The organism is Micromonospora sp. CA-269861 (assembly GCF_050948505.1).
Taxonomy (GTDB): domain Bacteria; phylum Actinomycetota; class Actinomycetes; order Mycobacteriales; family Micromonosporaceae; genus Micromonospora.
Window position 1 is genome coordinate 1,732,362 of record NZ_CP192014.1, and the last position, 15,183, is coordinate 1,747,544.

A 15,183-nucleotide genomic window follows, 5' to 3' on the forward strand; every position below is an offset into this window, starting at 1 on the left:
CGGGCGGTCAGCGGACCGTGACACCTCCGACGTCGGCGGCGTCGGTCTCGTCCGGCTCGTCCGGCTTCGAGCGGGGCCTGGCCGAGGCGGACCGGGTCGAGTTGACCGTCGACGCTGTCGCCCCCGGCGGGCACTGTGTCGCCCGGGTGGACGGGCAGGTGGTCTTCGTCCGGCACGCGCTGCCCGGTGAGCGGGTCATCGCCGAGGTCACCGAAGTGCACCGGGGATTCGTCCGGGCCGACGCGGTGACGGTGCTGGAACCCTCACCGGACCGGGTCGAGCCACCCTGCCCGTACGCGAAGCCGGGTGCCTGCGGGGGCTGCGACCTCCAGCACGTCGCCCCGGCCGCGCAACTGGCCTGGAAGACCGCCGTGGTACGCGAACAGTTGGTCCGCCTCGGCGGGCTGACCGACGTCGAGCTGGACCGGCTCGGCGTCCGGGTCGAGGCGCTGCCCGGCGGGCTGCTCGGCTGGCGGTCGCGGGTCCGTTACGCGGTCGACGCCGCGGACCGGGCCGGCCTGCTCAAGCACCGCTCGCACGAGGTGGTGCCGATCGACCGCTGCCGGATCGCCCACCCCGCCATCCAGCAACTGCCGGTCCTCACCCCCACCGGGGCGCTCTGGCCGGCTGCCGAGGCGGTGGAGACCATCGCCAGCACCGGCGGGGACGTGACCGTCACGGAGATCCGCGACGGGGCGCCCGCAGCGGTCAGTGGCCCGACCGAGGTCCGCGAGGTCGCCGCCGGACGGGACTGGACGCTGCCCGCGTCCGCGTTCTGGCAGGTGCACCCGGCCGCGGCGGACACCCTCTCCGCGGCGGTGCTGGAGTTGCTGGACCCACAGCCGGGCGAGCGCGCCTGGGACCTCTACGGGGGCGCGGGGCTGTTCGCCGCCGGGCTGGCCGCACGGGTCGGCGCGACCGGGCGGGTGACCCTTGTCGAGGCGGCGGCGCAGGGTGTCGCCGCCGCCTGGGAGAACCTCGCCGACCTGCCAGGCGTCGAGGTGGTGTCGGCCCGGGTGGAGACCGCGCTGGCCCGCCGACGGATCACCGGCCCGGTCGACGTGGTGGTGCTCGACCCGCCGCGCTCCGGGGCCGGCGCCCCGGTGGTCCGCGCGCTGGCCGCCGCCCGCCCGCGGGCAGTCGCGTACGTGGCCTGCGACCCGGCGGCTTTCGCCCGGGACGTGCGCACCTTCGCCGACCTCGGTTGGCGGCTGGCGGCGCTGCGGGGCTTCGACCTCTTCCCGATGACGCAGCACGTCGAGCAGGTCGGGCTGCTGCTCCCGCCGGACGAGCGGTAGAACAACCCGCGTCGGCGCTGTTGTCAGCGCCTGACCGGGTGCTCAGCTGCCCACTCCCGGCCCAACCCGGGCACGCGGGGCTCGGGCCGAGCTGCGGAGTACCGGGCGGCCGATAGACTCTCCGGTCATGAGTGTTGAAGAGGACACGGCCAACCACGGCCGGCTGCTGGGGACGGTTCGCGGTCCGCAGGACGTCAAGCGGATGTCCGGCGACGAGCTGGACGTCCTCGCCGCCGAGATCCGGGACTTCCTGATCACGAAGGTCTCCCGTACCGGCGGGCACGTCGGGCCCAACCTCGGTGTGGTCGAGCTGACGCTCGCCATGCATCGCGTCTTCGACTCCCCCCGGGACCGGCTCCTGTTCGACACCGGTCACCAGGCGTACGTACACAAGATCATTACCGGGCGTCAGGCCGGCTTCGACAAGCTCCGCCAGCGCGGTGGCCTCTCCGGCTACCCCAGCCAGGCGGAGAGCGAGCACGACCTCATCGAGAACTCGCACGCATCCACCGCGCTGTCCTACGCCGATGGCCTCGCCAAGGCGTACGCCCTCCGTGGCGAGGCGCGCAGCGTGGTGGCGGTGGTCGGTGACGGCGCGCTGACCGGCGGCATGTGCTGGGAGGCGCTGAACAACATCGCCACCGCCGGCAACCCCCTCGTGATCGTGGTCAACGACAACGGTCGCTCGTACGCCCCGACCATCGGCGGGCTGGCCGACCACCTCTCGTCGCTGCGGCTCAACCCCGGCTACGAAAAGGTCCTCGACACCGTCAAGGACGCCCTCGGCTCGACGCCGCTGGTCGGCCGACCGATGTACGAGGTGCTGCACGCCGTCAAGAAGGGCATCAAGGACGCGGTCGCCCCGCAGGCCATGTTCGAGGACCTCGGCATCAAGTACGTGGGCCCGGTGGACGGGCACGACGTGACGGCGGTCGAGGCGGCGCTACGCGCGGCGAAGAACTTCGGCGGCCCGGTCATCGTGCACGCGGTCACCCGCAAGGGCTACGGCTACCGTCCCGCCGAGGAGGACGAGGCGGACTGCCTGCACGGCCCCGGCAGCGCCTTCGACGTGGAGACCGGCGCGCTGCTGGCCGCCCCGTCGGTGAAGTGGACGCACGTCTTCGCCGACGAGTTGCTGGCCGTCGCGGACGAGCGCCCGGACGTGGTGGGCATCACCGCCGCGATGGCCGAGCCGACCGGCATCGCCAAGCTGGCCCGCAAGTACCCCGAGCGGGTGTACGACGTGGGCATCGCCGAGCAGCACGCCGCCACCTCGGCGGCCGGGCTGGCGCTCGGTGGCCTGCACCCGGTGGTCGCGGTCTACGCCACCTTCCTCAACCGCGCCTTCGACCAGGTCCTGCTGGACGTGGCGATGCACAAGCTGCCGGTGACCTTCGTGCTGGACCGGGCGGGCATCACCGGCCCGGACGGGCCCAGCCACTACGGCATCTGGGACATGTCGGTCTTCGGGGTGGTGCCGGGGCTGCGGATCGCCGCTCCCCGCGACGCCGCCACCCTGCGCGAGGAGCTGCGCGAGGCGGTGGCCGTCGACAACGGCCCGACCGTGGTGCGGTTCCCGACCGGCGCGGTCGCCGCGGACCTGCCGGCGCTGCGCCGGGTCGGCACGGTCGACGTGCTGGCCGAGTCCGCCCGTACCGACGTGCTGCTCGTCGCCGTCGGCTCCTTCGGCCACCTGGGCATGGAGGTGGCCGCCCGGGTCGCCGAGCAGGGCTACGGGGTCACCGTCGTCGACCCCCGCTGGGTGCGCCCGGTCCCGGCGGAGCTTGTCGACCTGGCCGCCCGGCACCGGCTCGTGGTCAGCGTCGAGGACGGCGTCCGGGTCGGCGGGGTGGGCGACGCGCTCGCCCAGGCGATGCGCGACGCCGACGTCCGGGTCCCACTCAAGGACCTGGGTGTGCCGGCCGACTGGCACCCGCACGGCACCCGCGCGCAGATCCTCGCCGACCTGGGCCTGACCGCTCAGGACGTGGCCCGCAACGTCACCGGCTGGATCTCCAGCCTGGACGCCAGCCCGGACCGCCTCACCCCCAGCGACGCGGCCGCACAGAACTGACGAGAACGAAAGACGGCGGCGGGCGTCCCTCAGGGACGCCCGCCGCCGCCGTCGTGCTTGTCGCCCCGCCCCAAGCTTCCGCCGATCTTGCACTTTCGGTTGGCGTTGTGCGCCTTGAGCCCCGATTTGTCGCGACAGAAAGTGCAAGATCGCGGGAGTGGGGGGCGGGGAGGGCAGGCAGGGCGGGGGCTAGCGGGGGGTTATCGAGCGGTAGTGGGTCTTGTCGGTGTTGGCGAGGCTGTAGGTCTGGGAGCGGGGCGGGGTGGGGATGACCACCAGGCCGGGACGCTCGACCAGCAGGGGAGTGCCAGGTGGGACGGACAGGGAGCTGTCCCTGGTGGCCCGCCAGCTCAGCACCACCAGCGGCTGACCGGGCACCGGCAGTTGGTACGCCTGCAACGGGGTGGCCCGGTCGGCGGGTGAGACGACGGGCGCGCTCCCGTCGGCCGGTCGATAGATCACCGCCGTCATCGCGCCAGCGTCGGTGTCCCAGCTGAGCTGCTGCAACTCGGCCGCCTCGCCGCCGCCGAGGGCGACTTCGCCGAGCGAACGCACGGTGAGCTTCGCCATCGGCCAGGAGGTCGGCACCGAGCGCGGGGCGTCCCGGTCCCCGATCCGGCGCGGGATGCTGCCGAACGGCCCCCGATCGCCGGCCAGCACACAGGTGTCCAGGCCGGTGAGCGCCCGCCGACCCGTGCCGGACTCGTCGCGGACCAGCGGGTAGCGCGGGTCGACGGTGCCGGTACCCAGGTCGAGCAGTCGGTCGGCGGCCCGCCCACGGGGCAGCGACTCCGTGGTACGCAGGGTCGCGGTCACCCCGACGGCAGTGCAGGCCGGCACGTCGACAGGTGCGCTGAGGCCGTCCGCGATGGTCAACGTCCGGTCCTGTGGCCCGAGCAGGGTCTGCACCCGGGCCGAGACCAGGTAGCGCCGGCCGCCGGCCGTCTGCACCGGCAGCACGTCGGAGTAGACGAGGTAACCCGGGTCGGTGTACTCGGTGGCGCGGGTCACCGCGTACCGGTCGCCCTCGCGAGTCAGCTGCAGCAGCCAGGACGCGCTCTCGCCGGGCACGTCGGCGGCCACCAGCGCCACCGGGGCGCCGTCGACCCGTCCGGAAAAGAGGATGCCGGACGAGGGCAGGTGCGCGCGGTCGTCGGCCGGCGACCGCCAGCCCCGGACGGCCGACGTGACCGCTGCCGTCGCCGTGGTGTCCCCGGAGAGGTCACCGCGGGGCGGCCAGACCGCCAGCGTGCCGTCCAGACTGTCGTACCCGACCCGCAGGTCCTGCGGCTTCCGCTCGGCCACCGGACCGCAGGCTGTGCCGGCCAGCAGCGCGCTCAGCAGGACGGGAAGCGCCCTGCCGTACCGACGGCCTGGAGTCACCTGGCCCGCCCCCGATCGCCTCGCCGTCGCTGTCGGAAAGCGCCATAGTACGAGATGTCCGGTGCGGAGCCTCAGCTGGCCGGCACCCTACCCACCACAATGGACACCACCGGGGCTTTAGGGCGTTTTGGTTGCTCCGGTAGACTCCGCCGACTGTGACGCCTGCCGAGTCCCGCGCCCTGCCCGCGCCGCACACGGAGGCGGCAGCCGACTCCGCCGAACTGGTGAGTTACCGCACACCCGTCGGCCTCTTCGCCGGCCCGCCCGCGCTGGCCGCGCCCACCACGGAACCGGCCGAGCCTGCTGCGCCCGCCGGGAGCGCGGTGCCGACGCGGGCAGGGTGGCGGCGGTGGACTCGGCGTCGGCAGCACTTGGCGGTGGGTGGGTTGTTCCTGCTCGCCGCGCTCTGGGTGACCAGCCGGATCTGGCTGGACCCGTCCGGCCGGGTGGCCTCGCTCTACACCGGTGACCCCGCCCAGGTGCAGTTCTTCCTCGCCCACTCGGTACGCGTGGTGCTGCACGGCGAGTACCCGTTCTACACCGAGCAGTTCAACTACCCGGACGGCGTCAACCTGATGGCCAACACGGCCGTGCTGGCGCTGGGCATCCCGATGGTTCCGGTGACGCTGCTCTTCGGGCCGGCGGTGTCCTTCGTGGTGCTGGTCACGCTCGGCCTCGCCGGCACCGCCATGGCCTGGTACCTGATGCTCTCCCGCCACCTGGTGCGCACCCCGCTCGCGGCGGCGGTCGGCGGCTGGTTCTGCGGGTTCTCGCCCGCGATGCTCTCGCACGCCAGTTGGCACCCGAACATCATCAGCCAGTTCCTGCTGCCGTTCATCGTGTGGCGGGTGCTGGTGCTCACCCGCTCGCAGAAGCCGGTTCGGGACGGGGCGCTGCTCGCCCTGCTCGTCGCCGCGCAGGCGTTCATCAACGAGGAGATCCTGCTCTTCACGGCGCTGGCCTGCGGCGTCTTCCTGCTGGCGGTGCTCGCCCAGGAGCCGGCCCGGTGGCGGGCGGCGTGGCGGCCTCTGGGCGCCGGCGTGCTGACCTGCGCGCTGCTGGCCGGGGCGCTGCTGGCGTACCCGCTCTACGTGCAGTTCGCCGGGCCGATGGCCTACCACGGGCTCAGCGACGCGGTGCAGGACTACGGCAACGACATCGCCGCCTTCTTCGCCCCCGGCTCGCCCACCCTCGGCGGCAACCAGCGCGCAAACATCAACCTGGCGCCGAACTACTCCGAGGAGAACGCCTTCTTCGGCTGGAGCCTGTCACTGCTGGCCATCGGCATCGTGGTCTGGCTACGCCGGGAGTTGATTGTTCGGGCGCTCGCGGTGACCGGCGTGTTCTTCGCCGTGCTCTCCCTCGGTGAGCGGGTCTCCTGGTGGGACCGGGAGCTGATCACCGGGCCGTGGCAGTGGTTGGTCCACCTGCCGCTGCTGGACGCGGTGGTGCCGACCCGGTTCGGGCTGATCACCAGCGTGGTGGTCGGTCTGCTGCTGGCGCTCGCCGTCGAGCGGGCCTGGGCGCTGCGTCCGGCCGACCGCCGTACCGTCCGCGTGCTCACCGCCGCGGGCCTGGCCTTCGCGTTGCTGCCGATCGCACCGATGCCGCTGCGGATGGTCTCCCGTCCGCCGGTACCGGACTTCATCACGGCGGACCGGTGGCGGGCGTACGTCGGGCCGGAGCAGACGCTGGTGCCGATCCCGGTGCCCAGCATGGGCAACACGCACGGCATGCGCTGGGCGGCGGCCACCAACCTCGACTTCAAGATCCCCGGCGGTTACTTCCTCGCGCCCCGTAACGGCAACACCGGTGACGCGGGTCGGTTCGGCGGTCGTCCCAGCGGGGTGGGTCAGATGCTGGAGGAGGTGGCGACCACCGGCCGTACGCCCAAGCTGGACGACCGGCAGCGTCGGCGCTTCACCGACGAGTTTCGGCACTGGCGGGCGGCGATCCTGGTGCTGCCGGTGCGGCAGCAGAACGCCGAGCCACTGCGACGTACGGTCGAGGAGTTGGTCGGCCCGGGCCGCCAGGAGTTGGATGTCTGGGTCTGGGACGTCCGGGCGCTCAGCGACCGTTCGGTCTGATGACCACCGGGACGACGTCCCCGGACACCTCGTCCCCGGCGACGGTCGGCACGTCCCGTCCGAACTGGCTGCGGGACGTGCTGGTGGTGGCCGGCTATCTGGGCCTCGCCGTGGTGGTGACCAGCGGGCAGTGGGGTCGCCCGTGGCTGCTGTTCCACCAGGCGGGTGACCAGATCCTCTTCGAGTGGATGTTGGCCCACGCGGCACATGCGGTGGTCGAGGGGGAGGACCCGCTCTTCAGCACCGGGTTGAACGCGCCCGACGGGGTCAACCTGATGGCGAACACCTCGGTGCTCGGCCTGGGTGTCCCGCTCACCCCGGTCACCCTGCTCTTCGGCTCGCAGGTGGCGTTCTGCGTGGCGGTCGTCTGCTGCCTCGCCGGGACCGCCGTCGCCTGGTACGTGCTGCTGCGCCGCCGGCTGGTCAGCACCAGGGCCGCGGCGGCGGTGGGTGGGCTGATCTGCGGCTTCGCCCCGGGCATGATCGCTCAGGCGGGGGCCCATCTGCACATCGCCGCGCAGTTCCTGGTGCCCGCGATCCTCGCCCTGGTGTTCCGGCCCGCCTCGGATGCGGCCCGCCACGGCGTGTGGCGGCACGGCGTCGGCCTGGGGCTGCTGCTCGTCTGGCAGGTCTTCATCGGCGAGGAGGTGCTGGTCTTCCTGGCGCTCGCGGCCGGGGTCTTCGCGCTGGCGTACGCGCTCGCCGACCGGGTGGCCGCACGGCGGCTCGCACCTGCCCTCTTCGGCCGGCTCGCGGTGGCGGCCGGCGTGGCGGCGGTGCCGCTGGCGTACCCGCTGTGGTTCCAGTTCCACGGCCCGCAGCACTACTCCGGGATGGCGTTCGCCACGCAGGGCTTCCAACTGGACGTCGCCTCGTTCACCGCGTCGGCCCGGCAGACAGTGCTGGGCGACGACTGGCTGCCGGGGTTGCTCTCGCCGAACCCGACCGAGGAGAACTCGTTCTTCGGCCCGGGTCTGCTGGTGCTCGCCGTGGTGATCGTGATCTGGCAGTGGCGACGACCGCTGGTCCGGGCACTGGCCGCCTGCGGCGGGATCTTCGCCCTGCTCTCGCTCGGCGGCGAGCTACGGGTGGACGGTGAGGCCACCGGCATCCCGGGGCCGTACCGGCTGGTCGGTGGGCTGCCGCTGCTCGATCTCGCGGTGCCGGCCCGGTTCGCGCTGATCTGCGTACCGGTGCTGGGTGTGCTGGTCGCGCTGTCAGTGGACCGGGTCCGGGCCGCGCGCGGGCCGATTGCGGTGCCCGGCCTACCGGTGCGGCTGCTGTGGGCCGGCGCGGTCGCCGCCGCGTTGCTCCCCTGATTCCGACGCCGATCCGCGTGGTGCCGGTCGCGCCGGTGCCGGCGTTCGTCGCGGCCGGCGGCTGGCGTCCGCTGGTGCCGCCCGGTCGGACGGTGGTCGCGGTGCCTCCGGTCACCGGTGCCGGGCGCAGCCCGGCGATGTTCTGGTCCGCCCGTACCGGTCTGGGGTTCCCCGCGCCGGGCGGTTACTTCATCGGCCCCAGCGGCCCGGACGACCCGGCGGCCCGCTGGGGCGCGCCGGACCGGCCCACGTCGGTGCTGCTCCGGCAGGTGGCCGAGACCGGCGCGGTGCCGGTGCTCACCGACGTCGACCGCCGCCAGGCCGTCGAGGACCTGCGGCACTGGCGTGCCGCGGTGGTCGTGCTCGGCCAGCTTGAGCACGGTGACCCGGTCCGCCGAACCGTCGACGACCTGCTCGGCCCGGGCCGCCCGGTCGACGGCGGGTGGTTGTGGGACGTCCGGGACCGCGTCGGCTGAGCCGACCGGTGGCGCGGCGTTCGATCAACCCACCAGGGTGCGGACGTCCCAGACCCAGACGTCGTCGACCCGCTGCGGTGGCCCGAGCAGAGCGGTGACCAGCTCACGGAGCACCGCCTCGCGGGGGTGCGCCCCGAGCACCACCACCGACGCCCGCCAGAACCGCAGGTCCTCGACGGCCTGGCGGCGGTTCTCGTCGGTGAGCGCCGGGAGCGTGCCGCTGTCCATGGTGGAGTAGATGAGGGTGCTGGTCGGTCGGTTCGGCGCGCCGAACACCCCCTCGCCCAGCTCGTTCGGGCCGATGAAGTAGCCGCCCGGAACCGGGAACTCCTGCCCGGTCAGCGCGCTCCACCGCAGCGTCGGCAGGCCGTGCACGTTGCTCGGGATCGGCACCGGCACCAGGGTTCGACCCGCCGGCACGTACGGTCGCCAACCGCCAGCGGTGATGAAGTGCGGCGGCGGGTCGATCTGCTGGGCGGGGAGCGGCCGGGGGAAGAGCGGCAGCACGGCGATGGCGACCGCCGCGTACCCCACCGGGCGCAGCCACCGCCGGCGCGCCGCTACCGGCGCGGCCGGCTCGTCGGACGTCGCCGCCGTCGCTTCGGCCGTGCGCTGGGCCGGCACCCGCGGCCGGTCGGCCACCGGGCGCCCCTGGCGGTACGCGGCGTCCCACGTCAACGCGAGCAGTACGCCCACCGCGGCGGCGACCACCAGCGTCAACCGGGTCGGCATCATCATCTCGACGAGCGGCAGGTCGTCCGACACGTACGACCACGGGCCGCGCACACCGGTCTCCACACCGTTGAAGCGCACCCACGGCCCGATCGCGGCCACGCTGAACACCACGATGAGCACCGCGATGATCCGGGTGGCCAGCGAGCGGCGTACGAGCAGCACCAGAGCCACCACCGAGAGCAGCACCAGCGGCCAACCGAACCAGGTGTTCTGCTCGGTCAGGCCGATCGTCTTCTCCACGGCCGGGTCGCCGGCCCAGGTGTCCCGGGCGAAGGTGACGAAGGCGACCAGGTCCTCGCCCCAGTTGTGGAACACGCCGCCCTGCAGACCCCGGTAGGACTGCGGGCCGTTGAACTGGAACCAGATCGGGTACGCGGTGAGCACCAGGGCCAGCCCGCCGGCGACGCCGAGCCCGGCCAGGAACGTGCCGGCGGCGGCCCGGGTGGCCCGCGGCCGCTGCACGGCGTACGCCAGCACGATGACCAGGCAGGCCAGCGCGGTGAGCAGCAACATCTCCTCGTTGATGAAGATCTGGTACGCCACCAGGGCACCGAGCACCAGCCCGTTGCGCCGCCACCGGCCCGGCTCGCCCAGGGTCAGCACCCGCACCACGATCAGCGGGAGCAGGAAGTTGGACACGAAGTTCGGTTGGCCGTTGGCGTGGTGGATGATTCCCGGTGCGAAGCCGAGGAACGCGCCGCCGACGAACGCCGCCGCCCGGGAGCGCACCAGGTGGCGGGAGAGCATCCAGTAGCCGGTGCCCGCGGTGGCCGCCAGCGCCGCACCCAGGTAGAGCGCGTACATCACCTGGGGGCCGAGCAGCATGGTCAGCGGGGCCAGCGGCAGGGTCACCCCGAGCAGCGAGGTGTTCGCCATCATGTTCACCCCGTCCGGGGCGTTCTGACGGGCCGTGAAGAGCGGGTTCTCCAGGTGCCGCACCGAGTACGCGCCATGCGCGAACAGCCACTCGAACCAGCTGTGATCGGTGGGCAGGTGCGAGGAGACCCGGCCGTTGACGTCACCCCAGTAGTTGAGGCAGACGAAGACGCCCAGCAGCACATAGGCTCCGAGGGCCAACAGGTCGGCTCGGGCCGGACGGCGTCGAGGCCGCCGTGTCGACTCGACCTCGGCCGGGTCGGCGTCGGTCAGGGGATTCAGCGAAGGGTCTACCACCGGCACAGCCACGACGCGCCATCGTACAGGCGGGGTTCCGTCGCTTTTGCCGGGCCGGTGCGCTGACGGTCGGTTTGCCGGACGGTGGCGCGTCGGCCAGCCTTACGTGGTGACGGAAGGACGGTCCTTGTCGATCATTGAGCTGGGCGAGATTCGGGACGAGCCCGCGTCGGCGCCCCCGGTTCGCCGCCCGCGCGCCGCCGGTCGGCCGCTGCGCTGCGCGCTGGTCGTGCTGTTCGCGCTTGTCACGCTCGCCGCAGCCGCCGTGTCGCCACCCCGGCGGGCCCTGGTGACGCTGCCGGTCCGGCCCGGGTCCGACGTCATGGTCGACGGTGACCTCCTCCTGGTCATGGAGCCGACGAACCCCTCGACGCGGCAGACGCGGCTGGCCGCGTACCGGCTCCCCGGCGGCGAGCCGGTCTGGCAGATGCCACTGTCGGCGGAGGCCCGGTACTGGGGAATGACCGCGCTGGCCGGGATGCTGCTGGCCACCGGGTACGAGATCGGCCCGGAGGGTCGGGAGACACTCACCGTCGCACTGGACCGGGCGACCGGGGCGTACCGGTGGCAGCAGCCGGGGACCGTCTCCAAGCTGGCCGACGGCAATGTGCTGCTGCGGAGCGGCGGCGAGACCGTGCCGTCCAGTCTGCGCGCGGTCGACCCGTGCTGCGGCACCGTGCGCTGGCAGTTGCCGCCGACCACCGCCGAGGTCAGCATCAGGGACAACGGGTACGGGGTGGACCGGATCGTGCTCAACCAGGCGAGCGGGCTGGTCGAGGTACACGACGCGACCACCGGCACGGCGTTGGCCCGTGCCGAGATGCGCCCACCCGGAGGTGCGCCGCTCGGAATCGATCTGATCGACGACCTGCTGCTGGCCATCGACAGAGGCTCGGGCACTATCAACGCGTACGGGCTGGACCGGTTGGACCGGCGGTGGACACGCGCGAGCGGCCCTGTCGAATTCGCGCTGGACTGCGGGCCGGTCGTGTGTCTCCGCACCGGTGGCAACGAGCTGCAGGCGCTCGACCCTGCGACCGGCGAGGTGCGCTGGCGCAGTGACCGCTGGCTGTGGGGCTGGCCGTACGAGGACCGGCTGATGGCCAACATCAGCGGCTTCGGTCCGGTGGAGCAGTACATCGTGCTCGACGCGCTGACTGGCCGGCAGTTGGCCGACCTGGGCAAGTGGGAGCTGTACCAACTCGGTGTCGGCGGCCGGCTGGTCGGCATCCGCAGGCATCCCGGCGGAGGGGTGCTCGTCGGCGAGTTGAACATCGGCGCCGGGGAGGTGCGCATTCTGGACGTGCTGCCCGATGCCGCCGGGGACTGTCAGGCGATCACCGGTTACCTGATGTGCAGTGCCACCGCGGCCGGCTCGTACCAGCTCTGGAAACTGGCCGACTGATCACCAGTTGGCCTGGGCGGGCGGCGGGGGCAGCGGCACCGACGCGGGCCGCAGCACGTACGCCACCCCGCCGCTGCCGCGCTGCCAGACCGCCTCGAACCCCTGCCGGGGGACGGTACGACGGACCGCGTCGTCGTCCGGGGCGTACGGGTCGTTGAGCACGGGGTCGCCGTCGGCGGTGAAGCCGACCAGCACCATCAGGTGCCCTCTGCTGTCGTACCCGAGCCCCGGCACCTCGTCGGCCCGGAACGCGGCGGAGACGATCAGGGGGATGCCGGCGGCGACGAACGCCTCCGCCTCGACAAGCGACCGCAGTCGGGTGACGAACGCGTCAACCCCGTGCAGACCGGCGTACGCGGTGTTGAACGGCCAGTTGCCGGCCCCGGCGTACGCGTGGTCGTAGCAGTGCCGGGCGGCGTGCACCACCACCGGACGTGGGCCGGACGGCTCCACCCAGGCGTAGTGGTCCGGTGTCGGCTCGGCGCCCCAGTAGGCGAGCACCATCGAGGTGCAGGTGGGGCTGCACCAGGACTCGCCACCACCACCCCACTGCGGGTACTGACCGGCGTGCAGCCGCTGGGAGTAGCGAGGCACGTCCAGCACCCGGCCCCAGGCAGCGGACGAGGCAGGCTTGTGCGCGTACCCCTGGTCAGCGGTCGTGGGTCCGGTGGCGACCGCGCCGATGCTGCGCAGCACCGGGCCGGTCGGGCTGCCGGCGGGCCGGCACAGGGTCACTCGGGCCTGCCAACCGGTGACCGTCGCTCCGGTCACGGTCAGGGTGTCGGTGTCGACCCGGGCGGCACCGTCGCGCTGTCCGGGCAGCGAGGTGCGTCGTACCGTGTGGTCGTCGGCGGCCCAGCGGGCCAACCGGTACCAGTCGGTGCTGGGCGCCTCGTCGTGCCAGCCGCGCAGGTCGACCTCGATCCAGCAGCCGTCCGGGGTGTCGGCCGTCCAGGACGGCACCACGTCGGCGACGGCGAAGCCGACAGGCACCGGTGGTGAGGTCCAGGTGCCCCGCGGGGCGACGCCGTCGAGGGCGAGCCCTCGGCCGCTGGCGAGCAGGCCGTCGCCGCTGCCGCTGGACGTGTCCGCCGGCAGGTGGAAACCCCGGTAGACGATGTCCCGTCGGGTGGGTGGTGCCGCAGTGGTCATGCCAGGTCCGTCCGTCCCTCGGTGCCGCCGGCCAGCATCGCGTACGACGCGGTGGCCCGCAACGCCGCCCGGCGCGGGCGGCGAGGGACGATGGTTGCCGGCCGGCACTAGGTTGTCGGTGGTCAGCAGCGAGGAGGCCGGGATGCGGGTACTGGTGGTCGAGGACGAGCGCAATCTCGCCGACGCGATCGCGCGCGGGTTGCGCAAGCGGGGGATGGCTGTCGACGTGGCGTACGACGGCGACGCCGGCCACGAGGCGGCGTTCGTCACCCGGTACGACGTGGTGGTGCTCGACCGTGACCTTCCCGGCGTCCACGGCGACCAGATCTGCGCCGACCTGGCGGCCTCCGGCGCGTTGACCCGGGTGCTGATGCTCACCGCCAGCGGCACCGTGGCCGACCGGGTGGAGGGGTTGCAGCTCGGGGCGGACGACTACCTGCCCAAGCCGTTCGCCTTCGACGAGCTGGTCGCCCGGGTGCAGGCGTTGGGCCGGCGGGCCACCCCGGCCGCGCCGCCGGTGCTCGAACTGGCCGACCTCGTGCTCGACCCGGCCCGCCGGGTGGCCACCCGCGCCGGCGTGCCAGTGGACCTGACCAACAAGGAGTTCGGGGTGCTCAGCGAACTGCTCAAGGCGCGTGGCGCTGTGGTCTCCAGTGAGGAGCTGCTGGAGCGGGTCTGGGACGCGAACACCGACCCGTTCACCACCATCGTCCGGGTCACCGTGATGACGCTGCGCAAGAAGCTCGGTGACCCGCCGCTGATCGAAACCGTGGTCGGCGCGGGTTACCGCACCGCCGAGGTGAGCGCATGAGCCGCCGGTTGCGGCCCACCCTGCGGCTGCGGCTGACAGTGCTCAACGGTGTGCTGCTGATCGGGGCCGGAGCGATCCTGGTGCTGCTGGCCTGGCTGCTGGTCCGCGACGCGTTGCGACCCACCGACGAGTTGGTGCCCGGCACGACCGTGCTGCTCTCCGACGGCCGGGAGATGGACGCCGCCCAGTGGCAGCGGCAGTTGGTCGACGCCGCCTCCGGGGAGCTGCTGGCCAAGGGCCTGGTGGCGCTGTTGGCGATAAGCGTGGTCGGGGTGGCCGGCGCGTACGCGGTGGCCGGTCGGGCGTTGCGCCCGCTGCACCAGGTCACGGCGACCGCACAGCGGCTCGGTGAGGCGACGCTGGACCAGCGGATCGGGTACTCGGGCGCCGACGACGAGGTGGCCGAGCTGGCCAAGACGTTCGACGCCATGCTGGACCGGATCGCGTCCGCGTTCGAGGCCCAGAAACGTTTCGTGGCGAACGCCTCGCACGAGCTGCGTACCCCGCTCGCCGTGATGCGGACGGAGATCGACGTGACGCTCAGCGACGACGACGCGGACGCGGCCGAGTACCGACGGATGGCGACAGTGGTCCGCGACGCCTCCGAGCGGGCCAACGGCCTGGTGGACGCGCTGCTGGTGCTGGCCCGCAGCGAGGCGCAGGCCGGGCGGCAGTTGGGTCGGCGGACCGAGTCTGACCTCGCCGCGGGCACCGCCAACGCGCTGTCGGCGATGCGCCGCGAGGTGGAACGGATCGGCCTGCGGGTGCAGACGTCGCTGGAGTCCGCGCCTGTCGTCGGCGACCCGGGGCTGCTCGACCGGCTGGCCGGGAACCTGATCGAGAACGCGGTCCGCTACAACCACCTGCACGGCCGGCTCTGGGTGCGTACCGGCACCGACGGTGAACGGTCCTGGCTGGTGGTGGGAAACACCGGTTTCGAGGTGGACCAGGCCGACGTGCCGGGACTGTTCGAGCCGTTCCGTCGTGGTGGCCGGGAACGCACCGGCGCCCGTGGCTCCGGCCTTGGGCTGTCCATCGTCCGGGCGGTCTGCGACGCGCACGGCGGCACCGTACGGGTCATCGCGCAGCCCGGCGGTGGCCTGGAGGTGACTGTCACCCTGCCGTCGGCGGACGCCCCGGCGGTGCCCGGCACGGTGTCCACCGTCGGCTGAACGGGGTTGCGCGCCCCGCTCGGCCGATGGCAAGATCACGTCGTCAGCGCGAGATGGAAGGGGGTGCGTCGATGATCACCAATGTTGGCTCCGCGCCC

Annotated in this window: 11 protein-coding genes; 8 read left to right on the plus strand and 3 right to left on the minus strand. The window is 73.0% G+C overall.

The window, feature by feature from the left end; translation table 11 throughout:
• The first annotated feature begins 17 nt into the window (after positions 1-17).
• Positions 18-1,298: a class I SAM-dependent RNA methyltransferase gene (locus ACQP0U_RS07975; RefSeq protein ID WP_433320691.1), complete on the plus strand. Its 1,281-nt coding sequence runs from the start codon at positions 18-20 to the stop codon at positions 1,296-1,298.
• A 127-nt stretch (positions 1,299-1,425) separates the two neighbouring features.
• Positions 1,426-3,372 carry a 1-deoxy-D-xylulose-5-phosphate synthase gene (gene dxs / locus ACQP0U_RS07980; protein ID WP_433317108.1) on the plus strand — a complete coding sequence of 649 codons (1,947 nt, stop codon included), beginning with the start codon at positions 1,426-1,428 and terminating at the stop codon, positions 3,370-3,372.
• Between the two features lie 189 nt (positions 3,373-3,561).
• Here the strand turns inward: dxs and ACQP0U_RS07985 are convergent, their stop codons facing one another.
• Positions 3,562-4,755, minus strand: coding sequence for a hypothetical protein (locus tag ACQP0U_RS07985; RefSeq protein WP_433317110.1), 1,194 nt, complete (start codon positions 4,753-4,755; stop codon positions 3,562-3,564).
• Positions 4,756-5,078: 323 nt separating this feature from the next.
• On the opposite strand from ACQP0U_RS07985, the gene ACQP0U_RS07990 reads away from it, so the two are divergent.
• The 3 genes from ACQP0U_RS07990 to ACQP0U_RS08000 are packed head-to-tail and all read left to right on the plus strand — an operon-like array spanning position 5,079 to position 8,637.
• Positions 5,079-6,842, plus strand: a complete 1,764-nt coding sequence (locus tag ACQP0U_RS07990; RefSeq protein ID WP_433320693.1) for a hypothetical protein — start codon at positions 5,079-5,081, stop codon at positions 6,840-6,842.
• The gene (locus ACQP0U_RS07995) at positions 6,842-8,161 is read left to right on the plus strand and encodes a hypothetical protein (RefSeq protein WP_433317112.1); all 1,320 of its coding nucleotides are present in this window, start codon (positions 6,842-6,844) and stop codon (positions 8,159-8,161) included. The genes ACQP0U_RS07990 and ACQP0U_RS07995 overlap by 1 nt, the downstream gene beginning before the upstream one ends.
• Before the next feature lie 20 nt (positions 8,162-8,181).
• A complete protein-coding gene (locus ACQP0U_RS08000) occupies positions 8,182-8,637 on the plus strand; it encodes a hypothetical protein (protein ID WP_433317113.1) in 456 nt (151 codons plus the stop codon).
• Positions 8,638-8,661: 24 nt separating this feature from the next.
• Here the strand turns inward: ACQP0U_RS08000 and ACQP0U_RS08005 are convergent, their stop codons facing one another.
• On the minus strand, positions 8,662-10,545 hold the full coding sequence (locus tag ACQP0U_RS08005; protein WP_433320696.1) for a hypothetical protein: 1,884 nt from the start codon (positions 10,543-10,545) through the stop codon (positions 8,662-8,664).
• Between the two features lie 127 nt (positions 10,546-10,672).
• On the opposite strand from ACQP0U_RS08005, the gene ACQP0U_RS08010 reads away from it, so the two are divergent.
• Entirely contained in the window at positions 10,673-11,950 is a 1,278-nt protein-coding gene (locus ACQP0U_RS08010) for a PQQ-binding-like beta-propeller repeat protein (protein ID WP_433317115.1), read from the plus strand.
• Here ACQP0U_RS08010 and ACQP0U_RS08015 read toward each other — a convergent pair whose 3' ends face one another.
• Positions 11,951-13,102: a peptidase C39 family protein gene (locus tag ACQP0U_RS08015; RefSeq protein WP_433317117.1), complete on the minus strand. Its 1,152-nt coding sequence runs from the start codon at positions 13,100-13,102 to the stop codon at positions 11,951-11,953.
• A 142-nt stretch (positions 13,103-13,244) separates the two neighbouring features.
• Between ACQP0U_RS08015 and ACQP0U_RS08020 the strand changes: the two genes are divergently transcribed.
• Both ACQP0U_RS08020 and ACQP0U_RS08025 read left to right on the plus strand, forming a co-directional pair.
• Positions 13,245-13,913 carry a response regulator transcription factor gene (locus ACQP0U_RS08020; RefSeq protein ID WP_139586209.1) on the plus strand — a complete coding sequence of 223 codons (669 nt, stop codon included), beginning with the start codon at positions 13,245-13,247 and terminating at the stop codon, positions 13,911-13,913.
• Positions 13,910-15,085, plus strand: a complete 1,176-nt coding sequence (locus ACQP0U_RS08025; protein WP_433317119.1) for a sensor histidine kinase — start codon at positions 13,910-13,912, stop codon at positions 15,083-15,085. The genes ACQP0U_RS08020 and ACQP0U_RS08025 overlap by 4 nt, the downstream gene beginning before the upstream one ends.
• Positions 15,086-15,183: the final 98 nt, after the last annotated feature.

Excerpts from the sequence above, each read along its gene's own strand:
- ACQP0U_RS08025 (WP_433317119.1), top strand. The coding sequence starts at position 13,910 with ATGAGCCGCCGGTTGCGGCCCACCCTGCGGCTGCGGCTGACAGTGCTC.
- ACQP0U_RS08020 (WP_139586209.1), top strand. The coding sequence starts at position 13,245 with ATGCGGGTACTGGTGGTCGAGGACGAGCGCAATCTCGCCGACGCGATC.
- dxs (WP_433317108.1), top strand. The coding sequence starts at position 1,426 with ATGAGTGTTGAAGAGGACACGGCCAACCACGGCCGGCTGCTGGGGACG.
- ACQP0U_RS08015 (WP_433317117.1), bottom strand. The coding sequence starts at position 13,102 with ATGACCACTGCGGCACCACCCACCCGACGGGACATCGTCTACCGGGGT.
- ACQP0U_RS07995 (WP_433317112.1), top strand. The coding sequence starts at position 6,842 with ATGACCACCGGGACGACGTCCCCGGACACCTCGTCCCCGGCGACGGTC.